At 50.6% G+C, this 15603-nt stretch carries 17 protein-coding genes; 8 read left to right on the top strand and 9 right to left on the bottom strand.

Features of this window, described 5'->3' with window-relative positions:
• The 3 genes from HOM51_15270 to HOM51_15260 form a co-directional block, all read right to left on the bottom strand.
• Entirely contained in the window at positions 1 to 486 is a 486-nt protein-coding gene (locus HOM51_15270) for a MarR family transcriptional regulator (protein ID MBT5035873.1), read from the bottom strand.
• A gap of 161 nt (positions 487 to 647) precedes the next feature.
• Complete coding sequence (locus HOM51_15265; GenBank protein ID MBT5035872.1) at positions 648 to 959, bottom strand: redoxin domain-containing protein; 312 nt, start codon at positions 957 to 959, stop codon at positions 648 to 650.
• A 3-nt stretch (positions 960 to 962) separates the two neighbouring features.
• The gene (locus tag HOM51_15260) at positions 963 to 1100 is read right to left on the bottom strand and encodes a redoxin domain-containing protein (GenBank protein MBT5035871.1); all 138 of its coding nucleotides are present in this window, start codon (positions 1098 to 1100) and stop codon (positions 963 to 965) included.
• A gap of 201 nt (positions 1101 to 1301) precedes the next feature.
• Between HOM51_15260 and HOM51_15255 the strand changes: the two genes are divergently transcribed.
• The 4 genes from HOM51_15255 (at position 1302) to HOM51_15240 (ending at position 4603) form a co-directional block, all read left to right on the top strand.
• Positions 1302 to 2030, top strand: coding sequence for a transporter substrate-binding domain-containing protein (locus HOM51_15255; protein MBT5035870.1), 729 nt, complete (start codon positions 1302 to 1304; stop codon positions 2028 to 2030).
• Positions 2031 to 2065: 35 nt separating this feature from the next.
• Positions 2066 to 2362 (top strand): hypothetical protein, encoded by a 297-nt coding sequence (locus HOM51_15250; GenBank protein ID MBT5035869.1) that lies wholly within the window; start codon positions 2066 to 2068, stop codon positions 2360 to 2362.
• Positions 2363 to 2831: 469 nt separating this feature from the next.
• Positions 2832 to 3983: a hypothetical protein gene (locus HOM51_15245; GenBank protein MBT5035868.1), complete on the top strand. Its 1152-nt coding sequence runs from the start codon at positions 2832 to 2834 to the stop codon at positions 3981 to 3983.
• 104 nt (positions 3984 to 4087) lie between these two features.
• Positions 4088 to 4603, top strand: a complete 516-nt coding sequence (locus HOM51_15240) for a hypothetical protein (GenBank protein MBT5035867.1) — start codon at positions 4088 to 4090, stop codon at positions 4601 to 4603.
• 65 nt (positions 4604 to 4668) lie between these two features.
• Here the strand turns inward: HOM51_15240 and HOM51_15235 are convergent, their stop codons facing one another.
• Both HOM51_15235 and HOM51_15230 read right to left on the bottom strand, forming a co-directional pair.
• Positions 4669 to 6468, bottom strand: a complete 1800-nt coding sequence (locus HOM51_15235) for a thiamine pyrophosphate-binding protein (protein ID MBT5035866.1) — start codon at positions 6466 to 6468, stop codon at positions 4669 to 4671.
• A 208-nt stretch (positions 6469 to 6676) separates the two neighbouring features.
• Entirely contained in the window at positions 6677 to 8071 is a 1395-nt protein-coding gene (locus HOM51_15230; protein ID MBT5035865.1) for an MmgE/PrpD family protein, read from the bottom strand.
• Positions 8072 to 8179: 108 nt separating this feature from the next.
• Here HOM51_15230 and HOM51_15225 point away from each other — a divergent pair, with 108 nt between their 5' ends.
• Positions 8180 to 9019 carry a taurine dioxygenase gene (locus HOM51_15225; protein MBT5035864.1) on the top strand — a complete coding sequence of 280 codons (840 nt, stop codon included), beginning with the start codon at positions 8180 to 8182 and terminating at the stop codon, positions 9017 to 9019.
• Between the two features lie 9 nt (positions 9020 to 9028).
• Here the strand turns inward: HOM51_15225 and HOM51_15220 are convergent, their stop codons facing one another.
• Positions 9029 to 9451: a group 1 truncated hemoglobin gene (locus tag HOM51_15220; protein MBT5035863.1), complete on the bottom strand. Its 423-nt coding sequence runs from the start codon at positions 9449 to 9451 to the stop codon at positions 9029 to 9031.
• Positions 9452 to 9681: 230 nt separating this feature from the next.
• On the opposite strand from HOM51_15220, the gene HOM51_15215 reads away from it, so the two are divergent.
• Positions 9682 to 10266, top strand: coding sequence for a cupin domain-containing protein (locus tag HOM51_15215; protein ID MBT5035862.1), 585 nt, complete (start codon positions 9682 to 9684; stop codon positions 10264 to 10266).
• Between the two features lie 4 nt (positions 10267 to 10270).
• Here HOM51_15215 and HOM51_15210 read toward each other — a convergent pair whose 3' ends face one another.
• The 3 genes from HOM51_15210 to HOM51_15200 all read right to left on the bottom strand — a co-directional run bounded on the left by HOM51_15210 (position 10271) and on the right by HOM51_15200 (position 13128).
• Positions 10271 to 10675 (bottom strand): hypothetical protein, encoded by a 405-nt coding sequence (locus tag HOM51_15210; GenBank protein MBT5035861.1) that lies wholly within the window; start codon positions 10673 to 10675, stop codon positions 10271 to 10273.
• A 212-nt stretch (positions 10676 to 10887) separates the two neighbouring features.
• On the bottom strand, positions 10888 to 11976 hold the full coding sequence (locus HOM51_15205; GenBank protein ID MBT5035860.1) for a 4-oxalomesaconate tautomerase: 1089 nt from the start codon (positions 11974 to 11976) through the stop codon (positions 10888 to 10890).
• A 12-nt stretch (positions 11977 to 11988) separates the two neighbouring features.
• Positions 11989 to 13128, bottom strand: a complete 1140-nt coding sequence (locus HOM51_15200; protein ID MBT5035859.1) for an amidohydrolase — start codon at positions 13126 to 13128, stop codon at positions 11989 to 11991.
• 65 nt (positions 13129 to 13193) lie between these two features.
• On the opposite strand from HOM51_15200, the gene HOM51_15195 reads away from it, so the two are divergent.
• Positions 13194 to 14243 carry a cyclase family protein gene (locus HOM51_15195; protein ID MBT5035858.1) on the top strand — a complete coding sequence of 350 codons (1050 nt, stop codon included), beginning with the start codon at positions 13194 to 13196 and terminating at the stop codon, positions 14241 to 14243.
• Between the two features lie 146 nt (positions 14244 to 14389).
• Positions 14390 to 15496 carry an ATP-binding protein gene (locus tag HOM51_15190; protein MBT5035857.1) on the top strand — a complete coding sequence of 369 codons (1107 nt, stop codon included), beginning with the start codon at positions 14390 to 14392 and terminating at the stop codon, positions 15494 to 15496.
• The last annotated feature ends 107 nt before the right edge of the window (positions 15497 to 15603 follow it).

The following is a 15603-nucleotide window of genomic DNA, read 5'->3' as shown; positions in this document are numbered from 1 at the left end:
TTATTCCTTTTCATTTGGTGAGAGGTCTTCAACGATTGAATGCCATTCGGCGCTTTGAAAGCGGTCGATTAGCTGGGTTAATATGCGTTCTGCATCTTCGAATTCTTTTGGTGAGATATTGATCGACAGCTTGGATAACGCCTCCATCTCCCGCGACCGCAGCGCAGCAAACGCGGCGCGGCCTTCTTCGGTAATGGCGACGAGTTTTGATCGCCGATGTGCGGGATTGTCCTGATATTCGACAAAGCCCAACGGTAGCAATTCATTAATCAACGTCTGAATGTGCTGGCGAGACACCGGCCGCGCCCGCGCAATTTCTGGAACTGTTTTGGGACCATTGCTGATCAGGCTTTCCATAACCGCGCGCATGCCGCCAGAAATCCCGCTGCCTTCGTGCAACAACGTGACCGCGTTTCCCATCTTGTGAAACAACGATCTGACGGACAGGGATAACGGATAGAAAGATTTAGCCTGTTGACGGTTCATGTGCCTACCTACAATTCGTTAATGACAAGTTATATGTCATAATGACAAGTAGATTGTCAATATATTTTTTGAAGAAATTTATAAGCGGGTGTATCGGCACAAAAAAAGGCCGCCCTCAAATTTGAGAGCGGCCCTTATTGACGGTTAAATTTTCGTAAGCCTTAACCGAGCGCGTCTAAATCCGCCAAGACTTGATCGGGATGATCGGCGGGGGTGACGGTTGCGTAGGTTTTCGCAATCGTGCCGTCCGGTGCGATCAGCACCGAAACCCGGCTCGCCTTCTCCTGACCCTGCTCCGCCGCACCAAAGGATGCCGACACCGACGTATCCACGTCGCTCAGCAGGTCATACGGGAAATCGAACTTATCCCGAAACGCTTTATTATCGCCCGTGGGATCAAAGCTCAGCCCCACGATTACGGCGTTCTTGTCGTTAAAATCTTGGATTCGATCACGGAACCCGTTGCCTTCAATCGTTCACCCAGGCGTGTCAGCCTTGGGGTACCACCACATCAGAACATACTTGCCAGAAAATGACGCAAGCGCCACATCTGAGCCGTCCTGATTGGGCAGCGTAAACGCCGGCGCCGCTTCGCCAACTGCTAATAAACCCATTTTGTATCCTTTATTTGGTTGAGTTAGATCGTGTCGGAACATGCTAGCAGGAGGAGCGGATTGCGCCAGGGGAAATTGGCAGACGTGGTTACTTTACTCAGCGCCTCTATTTTTATTCCAACGGCGAGGCACTTTTGTTACTCTATGGGGAGTTAATAATAATGTTGTAGGATTTCTTTTAATTAATGTCTGGTGTGAAATATGAAATTCACTTATGTGATACTCGTATTGCCCCTTCTACTTTTTGCCGAACCTTCGTTTGGGCAACAAACATTTATCATAAATACTGCCGCGCACCCTCCCTTTCACACTGCCGATGAGAAGGGCATAATTGATCGCCTCCTCAAGGAAGCATTCAGGCGCTTGGGTCATCGCCTTAAAGTTATCAAACTCCCTGCGGAAAGAGCCCTGCTAAACGCAAATAGTGGCCTTGACGACGGCGATGCTTTTCGGATTGGAGGGCTAGAGAAATCATACCCAAATTTAATTTCCGTACCCGAGAGCCTGTACACAATTTCATTTGTCGGATTTACCAAAAAAAATAACGTTAGCCTCAATGGATGGAAAAGCCTCCGTCCTTTTTCGGTCGGCATTATTACTGGCTGGAAAATCTTTGAACAAAAATCCTCCCTTATGGGACAAGTTGCAACGGCCACGAACGCGGATCAACTATTCAAAATATTAGTCCACAACCGCGTAGACCTTGTACTCTATAGTAAATTGCCAGGACAGTTTTATATCCGGAAAAATAAGCTGGATGGGATAAGAATTCTACAACCTCCCCTTAAAAAGGTGGATATGTTCTTGTACCTAAATAAAAAGCATAAAGGCCTCGTCTCTAAAATATCGAGGGTTCTGCGTGCAATGAAGGCGGACCGAACCTACCAGGAAATAATTGACCCGATGCTATTGCCCGAAATAATCAACTAAGCGCATTCCATATTTAAGCCCCAACGGAAAGTACCATGCCCCCAACCGATAATGAAAATTCAGGGATCAAAGATATCGAAGACCTCGTCACCCTGAGCGAGGCCCAATTGACCCGCCTCATTCAATCGGTTGACGAACGCACCCTGGCGGTCGCCTTAAGAACCGCCTCCGAAGAAGTCAAAATCGCCGTCTTCACCGCCCTGCCGGGAAAGGCCTCTGATCCCATGAACAACACGCTGGGCATGATCGGCCGCATATCTTTTGAAGAATTAGAGGCGGCGCAGAAGGAAGTGGTAGAGCGGGCGAATGGGGTGTTGGGGAAAGTGGGTTAGGAAGAAGACCCGACCTGAGTTCCCTAAAATCCTAAGCCGATAAGAAGACCTATATCTACTCCCCGTCCTTCGAGACGCGCTTCCAGCGCTCCTCAGGATGAGGTTCTTTTTTGATTTAAATAACATCCCCCTCCCCCACCTCATCCAGAGGCGGCGCAAAGCGCCGGGACTCGAAGGATGCTAAGAGGCAGGACCTAAATCAATAAATTCACAATTCAAGAATTGACCCCGTGGTCCTTGACCCCGTGGTCCTGCGTGGTTCAATTCAAGACTTGACCCCATGGCTTATTGTGTGTGACCGACCCCATGGGGTTGGTCATGGCCTGCCTTTTTTACTAGTAAAAATGATATTTAACACCTGCATAAAAAATAAGGTTATAACTAATTCAAGAAATTAATTAATAGATATTTTCTCACAATTACTGTATGATATTACATGAAGATAATCTGTTAATTTTGGAATAGAATAATGGCTACATTTGACCTAACCACGAGGGTTATTCCCGATGATCATAGCATTTGGGCATTGCACTCCGGGCGGAGGAAACGGCAATACAGTAACTTTAATGAATTCAATTGTGTGTTTTTAGAAGTCCCTGGATTTTCTGCAACGCCTTCAACTTTTGATAGTATTGAAACAATACGGCAACATCTGAGGATGTCTGATTCCGTAAAGCAATACTGCGAGGGTAGAACTGACACACCCCCATCTTACAATCCAAATACTTATGGTTCTGGTCCTGCAAACCGGGAGATTGCAAGAGAAAGGGGGTTTAACTCCGCAATAGGGAACGTACGGAGCCTATATAAAGAGGCAAAGGTTGGTGATTTGGTGATGGTCCCTGGTGTTGGTCAGTATGCGGGGGTCTTAATTGGCGAATTTACTTCTGAGTTTTCGCCCCGCGACGAAATCCGGGTTGTGCAGTTTGATGAAGAAAGCGTACCAATCCGTAAAGTTAAGTGGATATCAAAAAGTATAGAAAAACGGCGTTTCAGCCGGGCCATTTCGAGAGGACTGGAAAATCGTCACGCAATTATAAATCTAAACGAAGGAGTGAATTCTTCATTAAATGATATATCCATGGAAGTTTACCAGCGCGTCTATGACAATTTTACGATTGCTGGAAGGTCGAAAGCGACGTTCTTTGGAGAACGCTATAATTCACGTGACCCAGAAGGTATAATTGCGTCGGCAACCATAATAAAATATTTCTATTCTGCTTACCTGGCAGCGGAATTAGGGCGCCAACAAGAATTTGCGAATCTAAGTTACGAACGTGCGATAGCGGAATTTTATGACCCCGCTGCAGTTCAATATTTTAGTTTTAACTTTAATTCGCCAGGTGCTATCAAAGTTGCCATTAATACTATGGGCGCAGTTTTCGTTGTTTTGGTAATTGCAGTTGCTCTTGATAACATTAGCTTCAGTGAAGCAACAAACAATTTAAATGTTACGAATGGCGGAGTAACAATCGAATTGCCAGAATTACGCCAATCCTGCGATTTATACAGAGGCATTATGCAGTCCATTGGAGAGGAAGGATTTGAAAAAGTTAGGACTGAGTGCATGAGTGCTCGATCCACAATTGGATTAGATACACCAGTAAGAAGAACCGAATAATCGATGGCTCGTAACTACTGATAGCGAGGACATGTGAAAGTAATTTTATGAGATTTGGTAAAATATTTGCTAAGTATCTATGGAGAATCATTAGGCAAGAAAGTATGCCAGTATGGCTAACTCTCGTTCTTATCATCGTTGGCGCAATACTTACGAATTATTACGTACCTAAATTAAACCAAGATTTTGAAAAAGAAAAAATTCGTTCTGCCTATATCCTTAATAATTTGAATGATTTAAATAAAGAAACAACAAATATCCTTAATAATATTCGGAAACTAAATAATAATTTAGAAAATAAGAAAGAGAAAAAGAAAATTATTTTAATTATCGAAGAACAAATTACAAAACTACAATGGCGTGTAGTGGAGTACGATATAATTTTTGGCACTAAGGATATCAACGATCAAATCAAGTCATATCAGATTGACTTAAGCCGCCTAACGGAAACGATAAGGTCGAAGAAAGGAATCAATCCAAAGCTAGTCTTATGTCGTACAAGAAATTTTGTAATGTCATCGCATCGAATACTCCGCAAAATTGCTCGAAAGGTAGAGTTAAATATAGAGGCTATTCCTGTTTATAAAATTCCAGAGAATGCTCAATGCAATGCATCTTAAACGAGTCATTGGACCACTTTTTAGGTAATATTTAAGACATAATCATTCCATTTACTCCCGCAACCCTAGGGTTCAAACCGCTCCCCAATCCCAGGCTTACTCACCCCCAATCCTGGCAGTTCCCAAACCCCTGCCCCTGCCGGGTTATTTTCTGCCTGAATATTCGCATCAATCAGGTACGGCGTTTTGGCGGCGATGGCGGCTTTGATGGCGTCGCCTAGGTCGTCGGCGCGGTCTACGCTGACGCCCGTGACACCCGCCGAGCGGGCCATGGCGGCGAAGTCGGGGTTGTAGGGTTCGCCGGTTTCTGGGTGCTTGAAGTCGGTGGCGAGTTCGCGGCCTCCCACATATCCCCGTTGCAGGCCGCGGATCGAGGCATAGGCGTAGTTGTTCCACACCACCCACACCGCCGGGATGTTGTATTCGACGGCGGTGCCCAAAACGTTGGCGTGCATGAAGAACGCGCCGTCGCCGCAGACCGAAACACAAGGCCGATCCGGCGCGGCGAGCGCGGCACCCAGCACGCCCGCAACCCCAAAGCCCATCGGGCCAAAGCCCATGGAGCCGATCAGCGAGTCGGGGCGTTTGGGATTGCAGAACTGCAACAGCCAGTTGTGGTGGATGCCAATGTCGGAGACCAAAATCGCGTCTTCCGGCAGGGCATTGTCAATCACATGGGCGGCGCGTTGCGGGTGAATGGGGCTGGAATCGTCCTTGAACCCAGGGGCGATGAAAGCGTTCCATTCATCTTTGTAGCCATTGAGGGCAGCGAGCCAGTTGGCCCGGCGTTCCGGCAAGGCGGGCAATTCCGCATGACCGTCCACCGCGTGCAACACTTGGCGCATAAACGTCCGCACGTCCGCCATCAACCCCAAGGCAACCGGGTAGTTTCGCCCGATTTCGTCCGGGTCAATGTCCACATGGATCAGCTTGGTCGGGGGGATGTTGAACGAATAGCCCTGAATCCAAGTGCTCGACGTCCGATCATCAAACCGCACGCCCAGCGCCAGCAAGACATCGGCCTGACGCGTTGTTTGATTGGCCTGATAGAACCCGTTCCGCGCAACCAGCCCCATCGCCAAAGGATGATCGCTGCTGATCGCCCCCGCTCCACTGGCCGACCAAGTTACCGGAATGTGGAGTTTTTCAGCCAGCGCCAACAGGTCGTCCGTCGCCCCGCCGTACTTCACCCCTTGGCCGACGATGATCGCCGGACGTTCGGCTGCCAATAACATTTTTACGGCTTTCTCAACCCCTTCCGGGTCGGCGCCACAGCGGCACGAAATATTACCGCTCCATTCTTTCGGATCAGGAACTTCTTCCGCCGCGGCTTCTTTAAAGATATCAAACGGCACGTCCAGCACCACCGGCCCGGGCCGTCCCGTGACCATGGTCTTCCATGCTTGGCGCACCATCTGTGGCATCTGTTCGCCGCGGGTTGGCTGGAACACTTGTTTGCAGTAGGCCTGCACGGTCGAGGGGAAATCGGCTTGGTATTTTCTGTAGAGTTCCTGAAACGCGCCGCGATTGAATTGGCTGGTCGGCACGTTGCCGGTGACGGCAAAGAACGGCACAGAGTCCAAATACGCGTTGCCAAGGCTGATCGGCATGTTGGCCGAGCCCGGCCCGCAAGACGTAAACGTCGCGGTCGCTTGGCCGGTCACCCGGTAATACACATCGGCCATAAAGCCCGACACACTTTCATGGTGGACGGAGACGGTTTCGATCTCGTCTGAGCGTTCATACAACGCATCGATGAAACCAATGTTGCCATGGCCACAGAGCCCGAAGGCATACGGCACGTCTTCTTTAATGAGATGGTCAACGATCACCTGACCGCCGTTGAGTTCGTTGGTTTTAGCCATGGGAAGGGTCTCCGAAATATTGGTAAATCAAAGGCGAACTATTAACCATTCTTCGGGAAGGGTAAAGGGCGACGAGCGAGTTCTACTCAGCATCCTTCGAGACGCGCCAAGTGGCCCTCCTCTGGACGAGGATTTTTTTACATTCAAAAATAAACCTCATCCAGAGGAGCCGCGAAGCGGTGTCTCGAAGGATGCTGAGTAAAGCGCCTTACTCCGCCGCAGCCGCGTTTTGGGTCCAGGCGGTTTCGATGGCATCGCTGACGGCGCTGATTTGGGGCAGCTTCCGGAACGTATCCAATTGATCGAATAGCGCCGGGATGCGCTCTGTTGATAGCACCCGCCCGGCGCAGTCAGAAAACTTGTCCCACATCTCATCCCGGCTCATCGGGTGATCCGGCCCACGGCCCAGGCGGTGATCGATCCGGCGGTTGAAGGTCTCGCCTGATTTCTTGGTCACGGTAACTTCCGCGCCAAACTGATTGTCGCCGTCATACGCCATGTCAGGGTGCGCCCCCATCGAAACCATCGGCATCAGGTCGCGCACGGCAGTATCTTGAACGGCGGAGTCTTCAAACGAAGACAGGACAACACGCCGGTCGGTCAGTGTCCTCGCCATCAAGTATTGCAGACTAAATTTCCCACCCAACCCGGTTTCCGGATTGGGGTTATCCGTATGCGGCAACCGGTTCGGGTTCGCCAGCACATCAATCTTCACCACGTTGTCCGGCGTTAGGTCATGTTCATCGCTCAGTTCCATCAGGCAATTAATCGCCGTGTGGGTGCTGCCGCAGCAAGGAAATTGTTTCAAGCCAAACGCAGGGCTGACGATCTCCAACGGGTCGGCCCAGTTTTCAAACAGCTTGGCAGCATCAAAATTGCCCTCGCCGTTGAAGACTTGGAAATACCCTTGCTTGTGTTCGAACGCTTCGTCCCTGGCCGTGAAACCGTCCTTGGCGATCATCACCGCCATCATCCCGTCCCGCAGGCAATGACCAACATGCAGCGGCTTGACCATGGTGCCAAAATTCGCCTTCACACCACTGGCCATGGACGCGGCGATGGCGAGTGCTGTTGCCATTTGATCTTTATCCAAACCCATCAAGCGCCCGGCTGCGGCGACCGTGCCGAAAATTCCCAGCGTCACCGTCGGATGCCAGCCACGATTATAATGATACGGATGCAGCGCATGGCCGAAGCGGCTTTCGGTTTCAAACCCAGCAACATAGGCGGTGATCGCGTCTTCGCCCGAAACCGCCTGCATCTCCCCCACCGCCATAATCGCCGGGACCAGCGGCACTGACGGATGACCGCCGATCCCCCAGGCGAAATCATCGAAATCCAACGCATGAGACGCGGTGCCATTGATCAGCATCGCGTTCATCGGATCGGTCCGTCGGCCCGAAGCATAGGCGAGGCAAGGACCGCCTGCCGCCAGAGCACCCGGCAACCGTTCAAGAATCTGCGTACAGTCTTCCGTCGCCCCCGCCAAGGTCACACCAACCGTGTCTAGAAATGCGATCTCCGCCCAACGCACCGCCTGTTCCGGCAGGTCGGCATACTTAAAATCCAGAATTCGTTCTGCGAGGTCGTGAGCGATGGTCATGGCTAGTCCTTCATCTTTTCCAAACGTGCCTTAATCGTGCGCAGTCGGCCTTTCAAATGCAAGGTTTTTGGGGGTATGATTTTACAACGTGAGAAGGAGATCCAGAGGATGTCAAATCAAACGATCCAAATCGAACCGGTTTCAGGTGCGTTAGGGGCTGAGATCTCCGGCGTCGATTTGGGGGAAGACCTGAGCGATCAAACCATCGCTGAAATTCGCGCAGCACTGCTTGAACACTTGGTCATCTTTTTCCGCGATCAGGCACATATCACGCCCAACCAGCAAGCGAAGTTTGCGGAACGGTTTGGCCCGCTGGTTGATTATCCCTTGGTGAAGGGCCTTGAGGAGGCTCCCCACGTCATTCCCGTCATAAAACTGCCCGAAGAAAAAATTAACTTCGGCGGTCTTTGGCATGCCGATACCACGTATCTTGAAGAACCACCGTTAGGTACATTTTTGCTCGCCCGGGAATTGCCACCATCCGGTGGGGATACAGAATTCGCAAACATGTACTTGGCTTATGAAGCATTGTCGCCCGCATATCAAAAATTTCTAGACGGCCTGACAGTGGTCAATACATCGGCCAAGGCCCGCGTCAGCGATACCCGCAAACATCGCGTTGCTGAGCAAGAAGAACCTGCACCCAAAGAACTCATCGCCGAGCACCCCGCTGTTCGCACCCATCCGGAAACCGGGCGAAAGGCGCTGTTCGTAAATCTTGCCCATTCGGTCCGCTTCAAGGAACTGAGCATCGAAGAAAGCCAGCCCATTCTAGAATTCCTTTTTGCTCACTTGAATAAACCGGAATTCACATACCGTTTCCGCTGGTCCGAAGGTGCCGCCGCGTTCTGGGACAACCGCGCCAGTCAGCACAATCCGGTCAACGATTATCACGGCTACAAACGCGTCATGCACCGGATCACAATTGCCGGAGATCGTCCTGTTTAGGAGATAAAGTTAGCGTGGTTTATCCACCACGATAATCGGTTCGTTCTTATAGCGACCTTCGCAGTCGTCGATCGACTTCTTAACCAATGCCGCCTTGAAACCATAATCGAATTCAAGCCATCGCAGTTTATGCTCTGGACTTACGCCGGCCTCGGTGAGGGATTGCTTGAGGAGTTCGTGGCGGATCAGAAAAACCTCTTCGGTAACGAACATATGGCAATGGGCCGTCGCCGGTGGCCGCCCGCCGTAAATTTTTGGTCCGCCCAAAATCATCATCATGAATTCGGTCTGCTGGGACTCCAGATGGTTCCGGTCATTGCCTTTGAAGAAATCCTTAAGCCAAGGATGGCTGAGCAATTTGTCGTATAATCTTTTATGAACCCGTTCGATGCACGGCCGACCGCCAACATCGTCGTATAAATTTGTCGTCATGTTAATTAAAATCCGTCTCTAGCGTTCTCAAGCAAATCGCGAGCCGTGGGAAGAAGTCTCAAGATCAATGGCAACACGGCTCACGCATCATAGACAACAACTTATGAAAAAACAGTAAGCATTAAATTAACCGCGAAAAGGCGGGGACTTTGCCTTTATTTTTTGTTTCTGGCCTTTGGAGTCGAATTCCGCAAAGATATTTTGGACCGCTTTCACCTAAGGAAAAACCAATGACATCCATCGACATATCCCCCGAAGACATGACGAAGCGAATTGCGCGCTTTAAGGACTTGAAACCTTACAAGGAGTCGATCATGGAAAGTACGGGGGTTCCGGCCGAGGCGATTGGATTTGTCTCACCCAAGGCGGTGTATCCCATCATGTCGCCGGAAGGCTGGACAGGGCGCTCCGCAGTTGCGCCGATCAAAGGCCGAGATGGGTTGACGGTGGTTATCGCTGAATGCCTGCCGGGCGACAAACCAGGGCTTCATAGTCACGCCAAGACGGTTGAGAATTTCTTATGCCTGAACGGCCGCTTTAGAATTTCCTGGGGCGAGGACGGTGAGAACTCAACCGAATTGGAACCGCTCGACTTTATCTCCGTCCCTGCCGGTGTTTATCGTGATTTTGAGAACATATCTGATGAAACAGCGCGACTTCTGGTGACCATACAAATCCCCGAAGGCGACCCCCGAGATGAGGTTGTTTTTCATCCCCATGTGGGCAAGGCCATCGCCGATAAGTTTGGTGAAAAGACGGTCGACGCTATGGGAAGCGTTGGCTTTAAATTCGCCGACCGCATGGCGGACAAATAACGCCTTATTCGACAACGACCTTATGATTAACGGTGGGGTTTAGCGGGCACGAGAAAACATACTTCCCGGGTTTCAACTTTATCTTGTAGTCTTTGGTTTTACCCGTCGTGAGGCCACCGCCGGAGGTACTGGGCAGCAAGGCCCGGTCGACCAAAGAGGCTCCCCGGATCCAGAACCCGAGTGAATACGGCACGTTTTTATTGGTCACCCGGAAAATGTAATCGCCAGCCTTGAGGTTCATAACTTTGGACTTCGCCAGGCGTTCACTGCCCGACTTGGCATTGATCGCATCGCAATCGGCTTTCTTAGTCGATTTAAATTTATGGTCGGTGCCGTGTTCCGGCTCGACAAACTGACACGGCGTTTGGGTCAGCGTAATGACAGTCGGGGTTGCTGCCTGGGCGCCCATTGCAAATGAAATCACAAAAGCACCCGCAAGGGCGACACCGCCCCCTAAACTTTTAAAACCGGTATTCTTTAACATCTTCATCTCCATTTTTTTGCCGCCCATGGCTGTAATGGTCTTTATTTAGGTTTCCACAGCCCCAATTACAAACCTTCGGCCCCTCAAATCAGCATCACAGATGTGTGAATACTTAGATTAACGCTGGATCGGCAGATTTATTCCCAAATTTCTGACGAAACGAAGATTTCTCCTTGGGCCAGCTTTCGCGCTGTGCGGAGAATTTCAGCGGAACGAACATCCATATCGTCCCCGGTGAGTTCATAATCGATACCAACCTCAATCGCACCAAGCGGGTGTTCGATCAGAATTGTCGCAGGCGTGCCGTCGGGCCGGTCTAATAACCCATCCGAAATCGTCCCTGGCGTGAGGGCACAGGCCGCCAAACACTGCGATGATGTCGCGGCACAGGTTGGGTGGGTTTGCCAGGGCATAAAATACCGCACAGAAATTGTGCCGCCATTTTTGGCGGGTGAGAACAAACCAAACTTTGGGACAACTGATTTACTCACATCCCCCAGGCCCATCGCTTCACCGGCTTGCAAGCGGATGGACTCCATTTTGGCAAAGAGCCCTTTGTTCGCATCAAGCTCCTTCTGGGTTTCATAACCCGTGATCCCAAAATCTGACGCCCGGCCAATGACACACGGCATCGTCACGTCCATGCAGGTGACCTCTGTCCCATCAAAGGTGTCGCGTAGATTTCCCGTTGGCAGGAACTTTCCGGTCTTTGATCCGACGACCTTCATGAACCTAAGCTTAATCGGGGCGTGAGTGCCGGGCACACCATCGATCGCCGCATCGCCCTCATACTTCACATTGCCATCAGGCGTTTGCACAGTGGAAACAAATCGCGCACCGGTATTCACGGAGCGAATTTTCACTTCAGTCGTTTCTCCTTCGGGCGCGATGTAACCCATTTCAATCGATGCCGGTCCAACGGTGCTGAGCATATTCCCGCACGTGGCGCTGAAATCAACGAGCCGGTCTTCGACCTGAACCTGGGCAAAGAAATAGTCAATATCGGCCCAGTCATCATCTGAGGGCGATAATATGGGAACCTTCGTTGTCACCGCATTTCCGCCGCCAACGCCATCGATATTCAAAGGATGCCCAGACCCAACAGCAGAGATCAGGAGCGCTGCCAATGTATCGCGATCTTCGGGCAGATCGCTTGCCTTGAACACAGGCCCCCGGGACGTCCCGCCCCGCATGAACATGAAAGGTATCGCGCGTTGGTCTGTCATTTTGAACCTCCTTTATGCAAAGCCATACAACGCTGCCGCATTGCCGCAGATGATCTTCTGGCGGGTTGCTTCGGGGACGTCGCCCAATTCTTGTTGGATGAATTCCTTCGAATCCGGCCAGACCCCATCAGGGTGTGGGAAGTCTGACCCCCACATGATGTTGTCTTCACCCAAGACATCCAGCAACCTGATCCCGATCGGGTCGGTTTGATAGGTCGCATAGCATTGACGCTTCCAGTAATCCGACGGCTTCATGGTCAGGGTCAGGTCTTTGAACTGTTCCTCCCATTCGAAATCCATGTGGTCGAGGATGTAGGGAATCCAGCCGATGCCGCTTTCCGCAATCACGATCTTGAGTTTCGGGAAGGCTTCCAATACGCCGCCATAAATTATTTCCATCAACACCCGGCCCATGCCCAACTGGAACCCGGTGACATACACCGCCCAGGCTTGGCGTTGCTGCAAGGGGGGCAGCTTCTCCATCGGGGGCCGTCCGCCGCCGATGGTGTGAAAGTTGAGTGGTAAGCCAGAGTCTTCTGCCGCTGCCCAGAGCGGATGCCACACCGGATCATACAACGGCACCATACCGGTGGTCAGCGGCACTTCGATCCCGCGCACGCCGCCCATGGCCGCGACCCGTTTGATCTCCGCCACCGCATAATCAATGTCGTTGTTGGGGATACAGGCCAACCCTGCGAAGCGTTCGGGATGGGTCTTACAGAACCCGTCCAGCCAGTCGTTATAAATACGCGTGACCTCAACCGCCGCTTCCGCATTGCCCATGCGCTGGGCGGCACCCAAGACACCGAACAGGACTTCGGCTTGGATGCCATCCAAGTCTTGGTCCTTCACCCGTAGATCAGGATCAGTCAGGCGGCGAATGCCCGCCTTGCCATCCGAATAAAGCCCGGTTTCTGCCATCCGGTCAGAGCGTTGAATTTCGCCCGGCTTATATTCGCGTCCGCCAGAGCCCATGCCGTTCATTAGCCCAAACGATGCGCCCTGATCGGTCACCCACACCGGCCCGATCTCACCATCAACCACATGCGGCATTTGGTCTTTTAGGGCGGCAGAAGCGTTGGCGGTAAAAAGATCAGGCGGCAGCCAGATCAGATCGACGTGGCAGTCTGCGGAAATAATCTCGTACTTCATTTTTTTATTCTTTCTTGGTGAGGAATAACCATCGCATACTTTCCCCCAACACAAAGGGGGAGTCCATGGCCAATCACGAGAACAATCGCCAAAAAAACTCACGATGGAAAATTAGGCCCAGGGGCTCGAACTGGGGAGATTTTGGCCCGGATGACCAAAAGGGTCGGTTGAACCTGCTGACGCCTGAGAAAGTCATGCAAGGCGTGGCCGAGGTCAAGGAAGGCAAATCCTTCTGCCTCAGCCTGCCGTTGGATTACCCTGGCGGCAATTCGGTCAACCCAAAACGCCACCCGCCGCAACTGCGCCCGACGTATCATGAAGGCCACGAATACTACAACATGGCGTGGTCCAAACTGGTGCCCGGCCTGACCGATGTCAGCGCCGATGATGTCGCGATCATTCATACCCAGTATTCGACACAATGGGACAGCCTCGCCCACTTTGGCGGCGAGTTCGATGCCATGGACGACGGCACACCCGAACGCATGTACTACAACGGCTTTCGCGCCGGCACCGATGTCATGGCTCTGGACGATGGCGATTTCGAAGGCGTCGCCGCGCACCAACTCGGCATTCACAACATGGCTGAAACCTGCGTGCAAGGCCGCGCCGTGATGCTCGATTTCCACGCGCATTATGGCGACGAACGGGTGCGGGTAAACTACGACATGCTCGAAAAAATCATGGCCGACGACGCCATAGAAATCGAGCCCGGCGACATGCTGCTGATCCACACCGGCTGGGGCCAGATGATCCTAGAGATGAACCTCGACCCGGACGCCGAAAAACTCCACCGCTCCTGCGCCGTGCTCGACTCCCTCGACCCCAAAATTCTCGAATGGGTGACCGACTCCGGGATCGCTGTCATCGCCTCAGACAACATGGCCGTCGAAGACATCGGCGGCCCGCCCCGCCAGAACATAAAAGGCTCAAGACTCCCGCTGCACGAACACTGTTTGTTCAAACTGGGGATACACCTAGGCGAGATTTGGTATCTGACGGAGTTGGCTGGATGGCTGAGGGAGAATGAGCGGTCGAGGCTGTTACTGACGGCACCGCCGTTGAGATTGACGGGGGCGGTGGGGTCTCCGGTTATGCCGGTGGGGACTGTTTAGGGGATATTCACAATTCAAGACTTGCCCCCTAAAACTAAGTTTTTTTTATGTCTTGATATACATTGCAATTAAACCGATGATTGAATTTTTACATTCTGTATGTTTATTAATATTAGAAATAAAATACTACTACAGAAGGATAACCTATGTATTTAAAATCAATTCAATCTGAAGGGGTGTTGCCTATTCAGACATTTTCGGTTGATGAATTATCTGATGTCGTAGTGCTTGCGGGGCCAAATGGCGTAGGAAAAAGCCGTTTAATAAATTCCCTAATTTCACATCTGCAGAATCCCACTCCTGTACTTACGTCTACACTCATCATTGAGGCCACAACGAAAGAAGAATTAGATGCATGGGGGCAGAGGGAACTGAATACATCAGTTCCAGAAGATTGCACAAAACTTACAGCAACCCTTCAGTCTAATAGACTTAGGAGAAATTGGAAAAGTAGTGTTCTCAATTTTGAAAGCAATAGGACGATTCAAAAAATTAAACCCTATGCTTTTTCATGGGATATTACGGATCCTGACGAAGAATCAATTGGTTGGAATTTTACTTTTGGCGGCCTTCAGAATAGGTGGCAAGATACACTTCATGCCATCCTGCGAAAGGTTGAGGCTAGACGTAAAAAAATCGCTGATAAAGCGGAAGCCTTAATACTAGCTGGCGAAGAGAACATGGAGCTTAATTTTAAAGACCCTCTTGCTCCTTTCAAAGAAGCCTTTAGCCAACTTCTTGCACCAAAAATTCTTCTCGATGCAACCGCAAAAGAACAAGACCTTTTCTTTGAATCTGAAGGTTCTCGGCACTCTATTAATGCCCTAAGTTCTGGAGAAAGAGAGGTCGTAAATATTGTTTTTGATTTTCTGCTCCGAAACCCAAGTGACTGCATTGTTTTCTTTGATGAACCTGAACTTCATTTGCACCCTGAGTTAAGTTATAAACTGATTCAAACCCTACGTTCAGTAGGAGAAAGGAATCAGTTTGTTTTCTGTACGCACTCACCTGATATCATCACTGCTTCTCTTGACAACACAGTTGTTTTTATCTCGCCGGTAAAATCGAGTGAGAATAACCAAGCCATAATTGTAAAAGATGATGATGAAACTAATGAGGCATTAAAACTTCTTGGTCAATCCATCGGAATTATATCGTTAGGAAGAAAAATTGTTCTTGTTGAGGGTGCAAAATCGAGCTTAGACAAACAAACTTACGGAGTGTCTAACGTCAGCGCCTATGGAACAAATTAGCGGGATTGCATAAGAGAGGATTTTTAGCTCATCGTAGTGACCGAAGGGAACGAAGATGAGACAGAAATCGCAGACACGTCAGACGGGTGCAGCCAAGGCAATCAAGG

The organism is Rhodospirillaceae bacterium, from assembly GCA_018660465.1.
Classification (GTDB): Bacteria; Pseudomonadota; Alphaproteobacteria; order Rhodospirillales; family JABJKH01; genus JABJKH01.
This window is presented reverse-complemented; position numbering and strand designations above follow the sequence as displayed.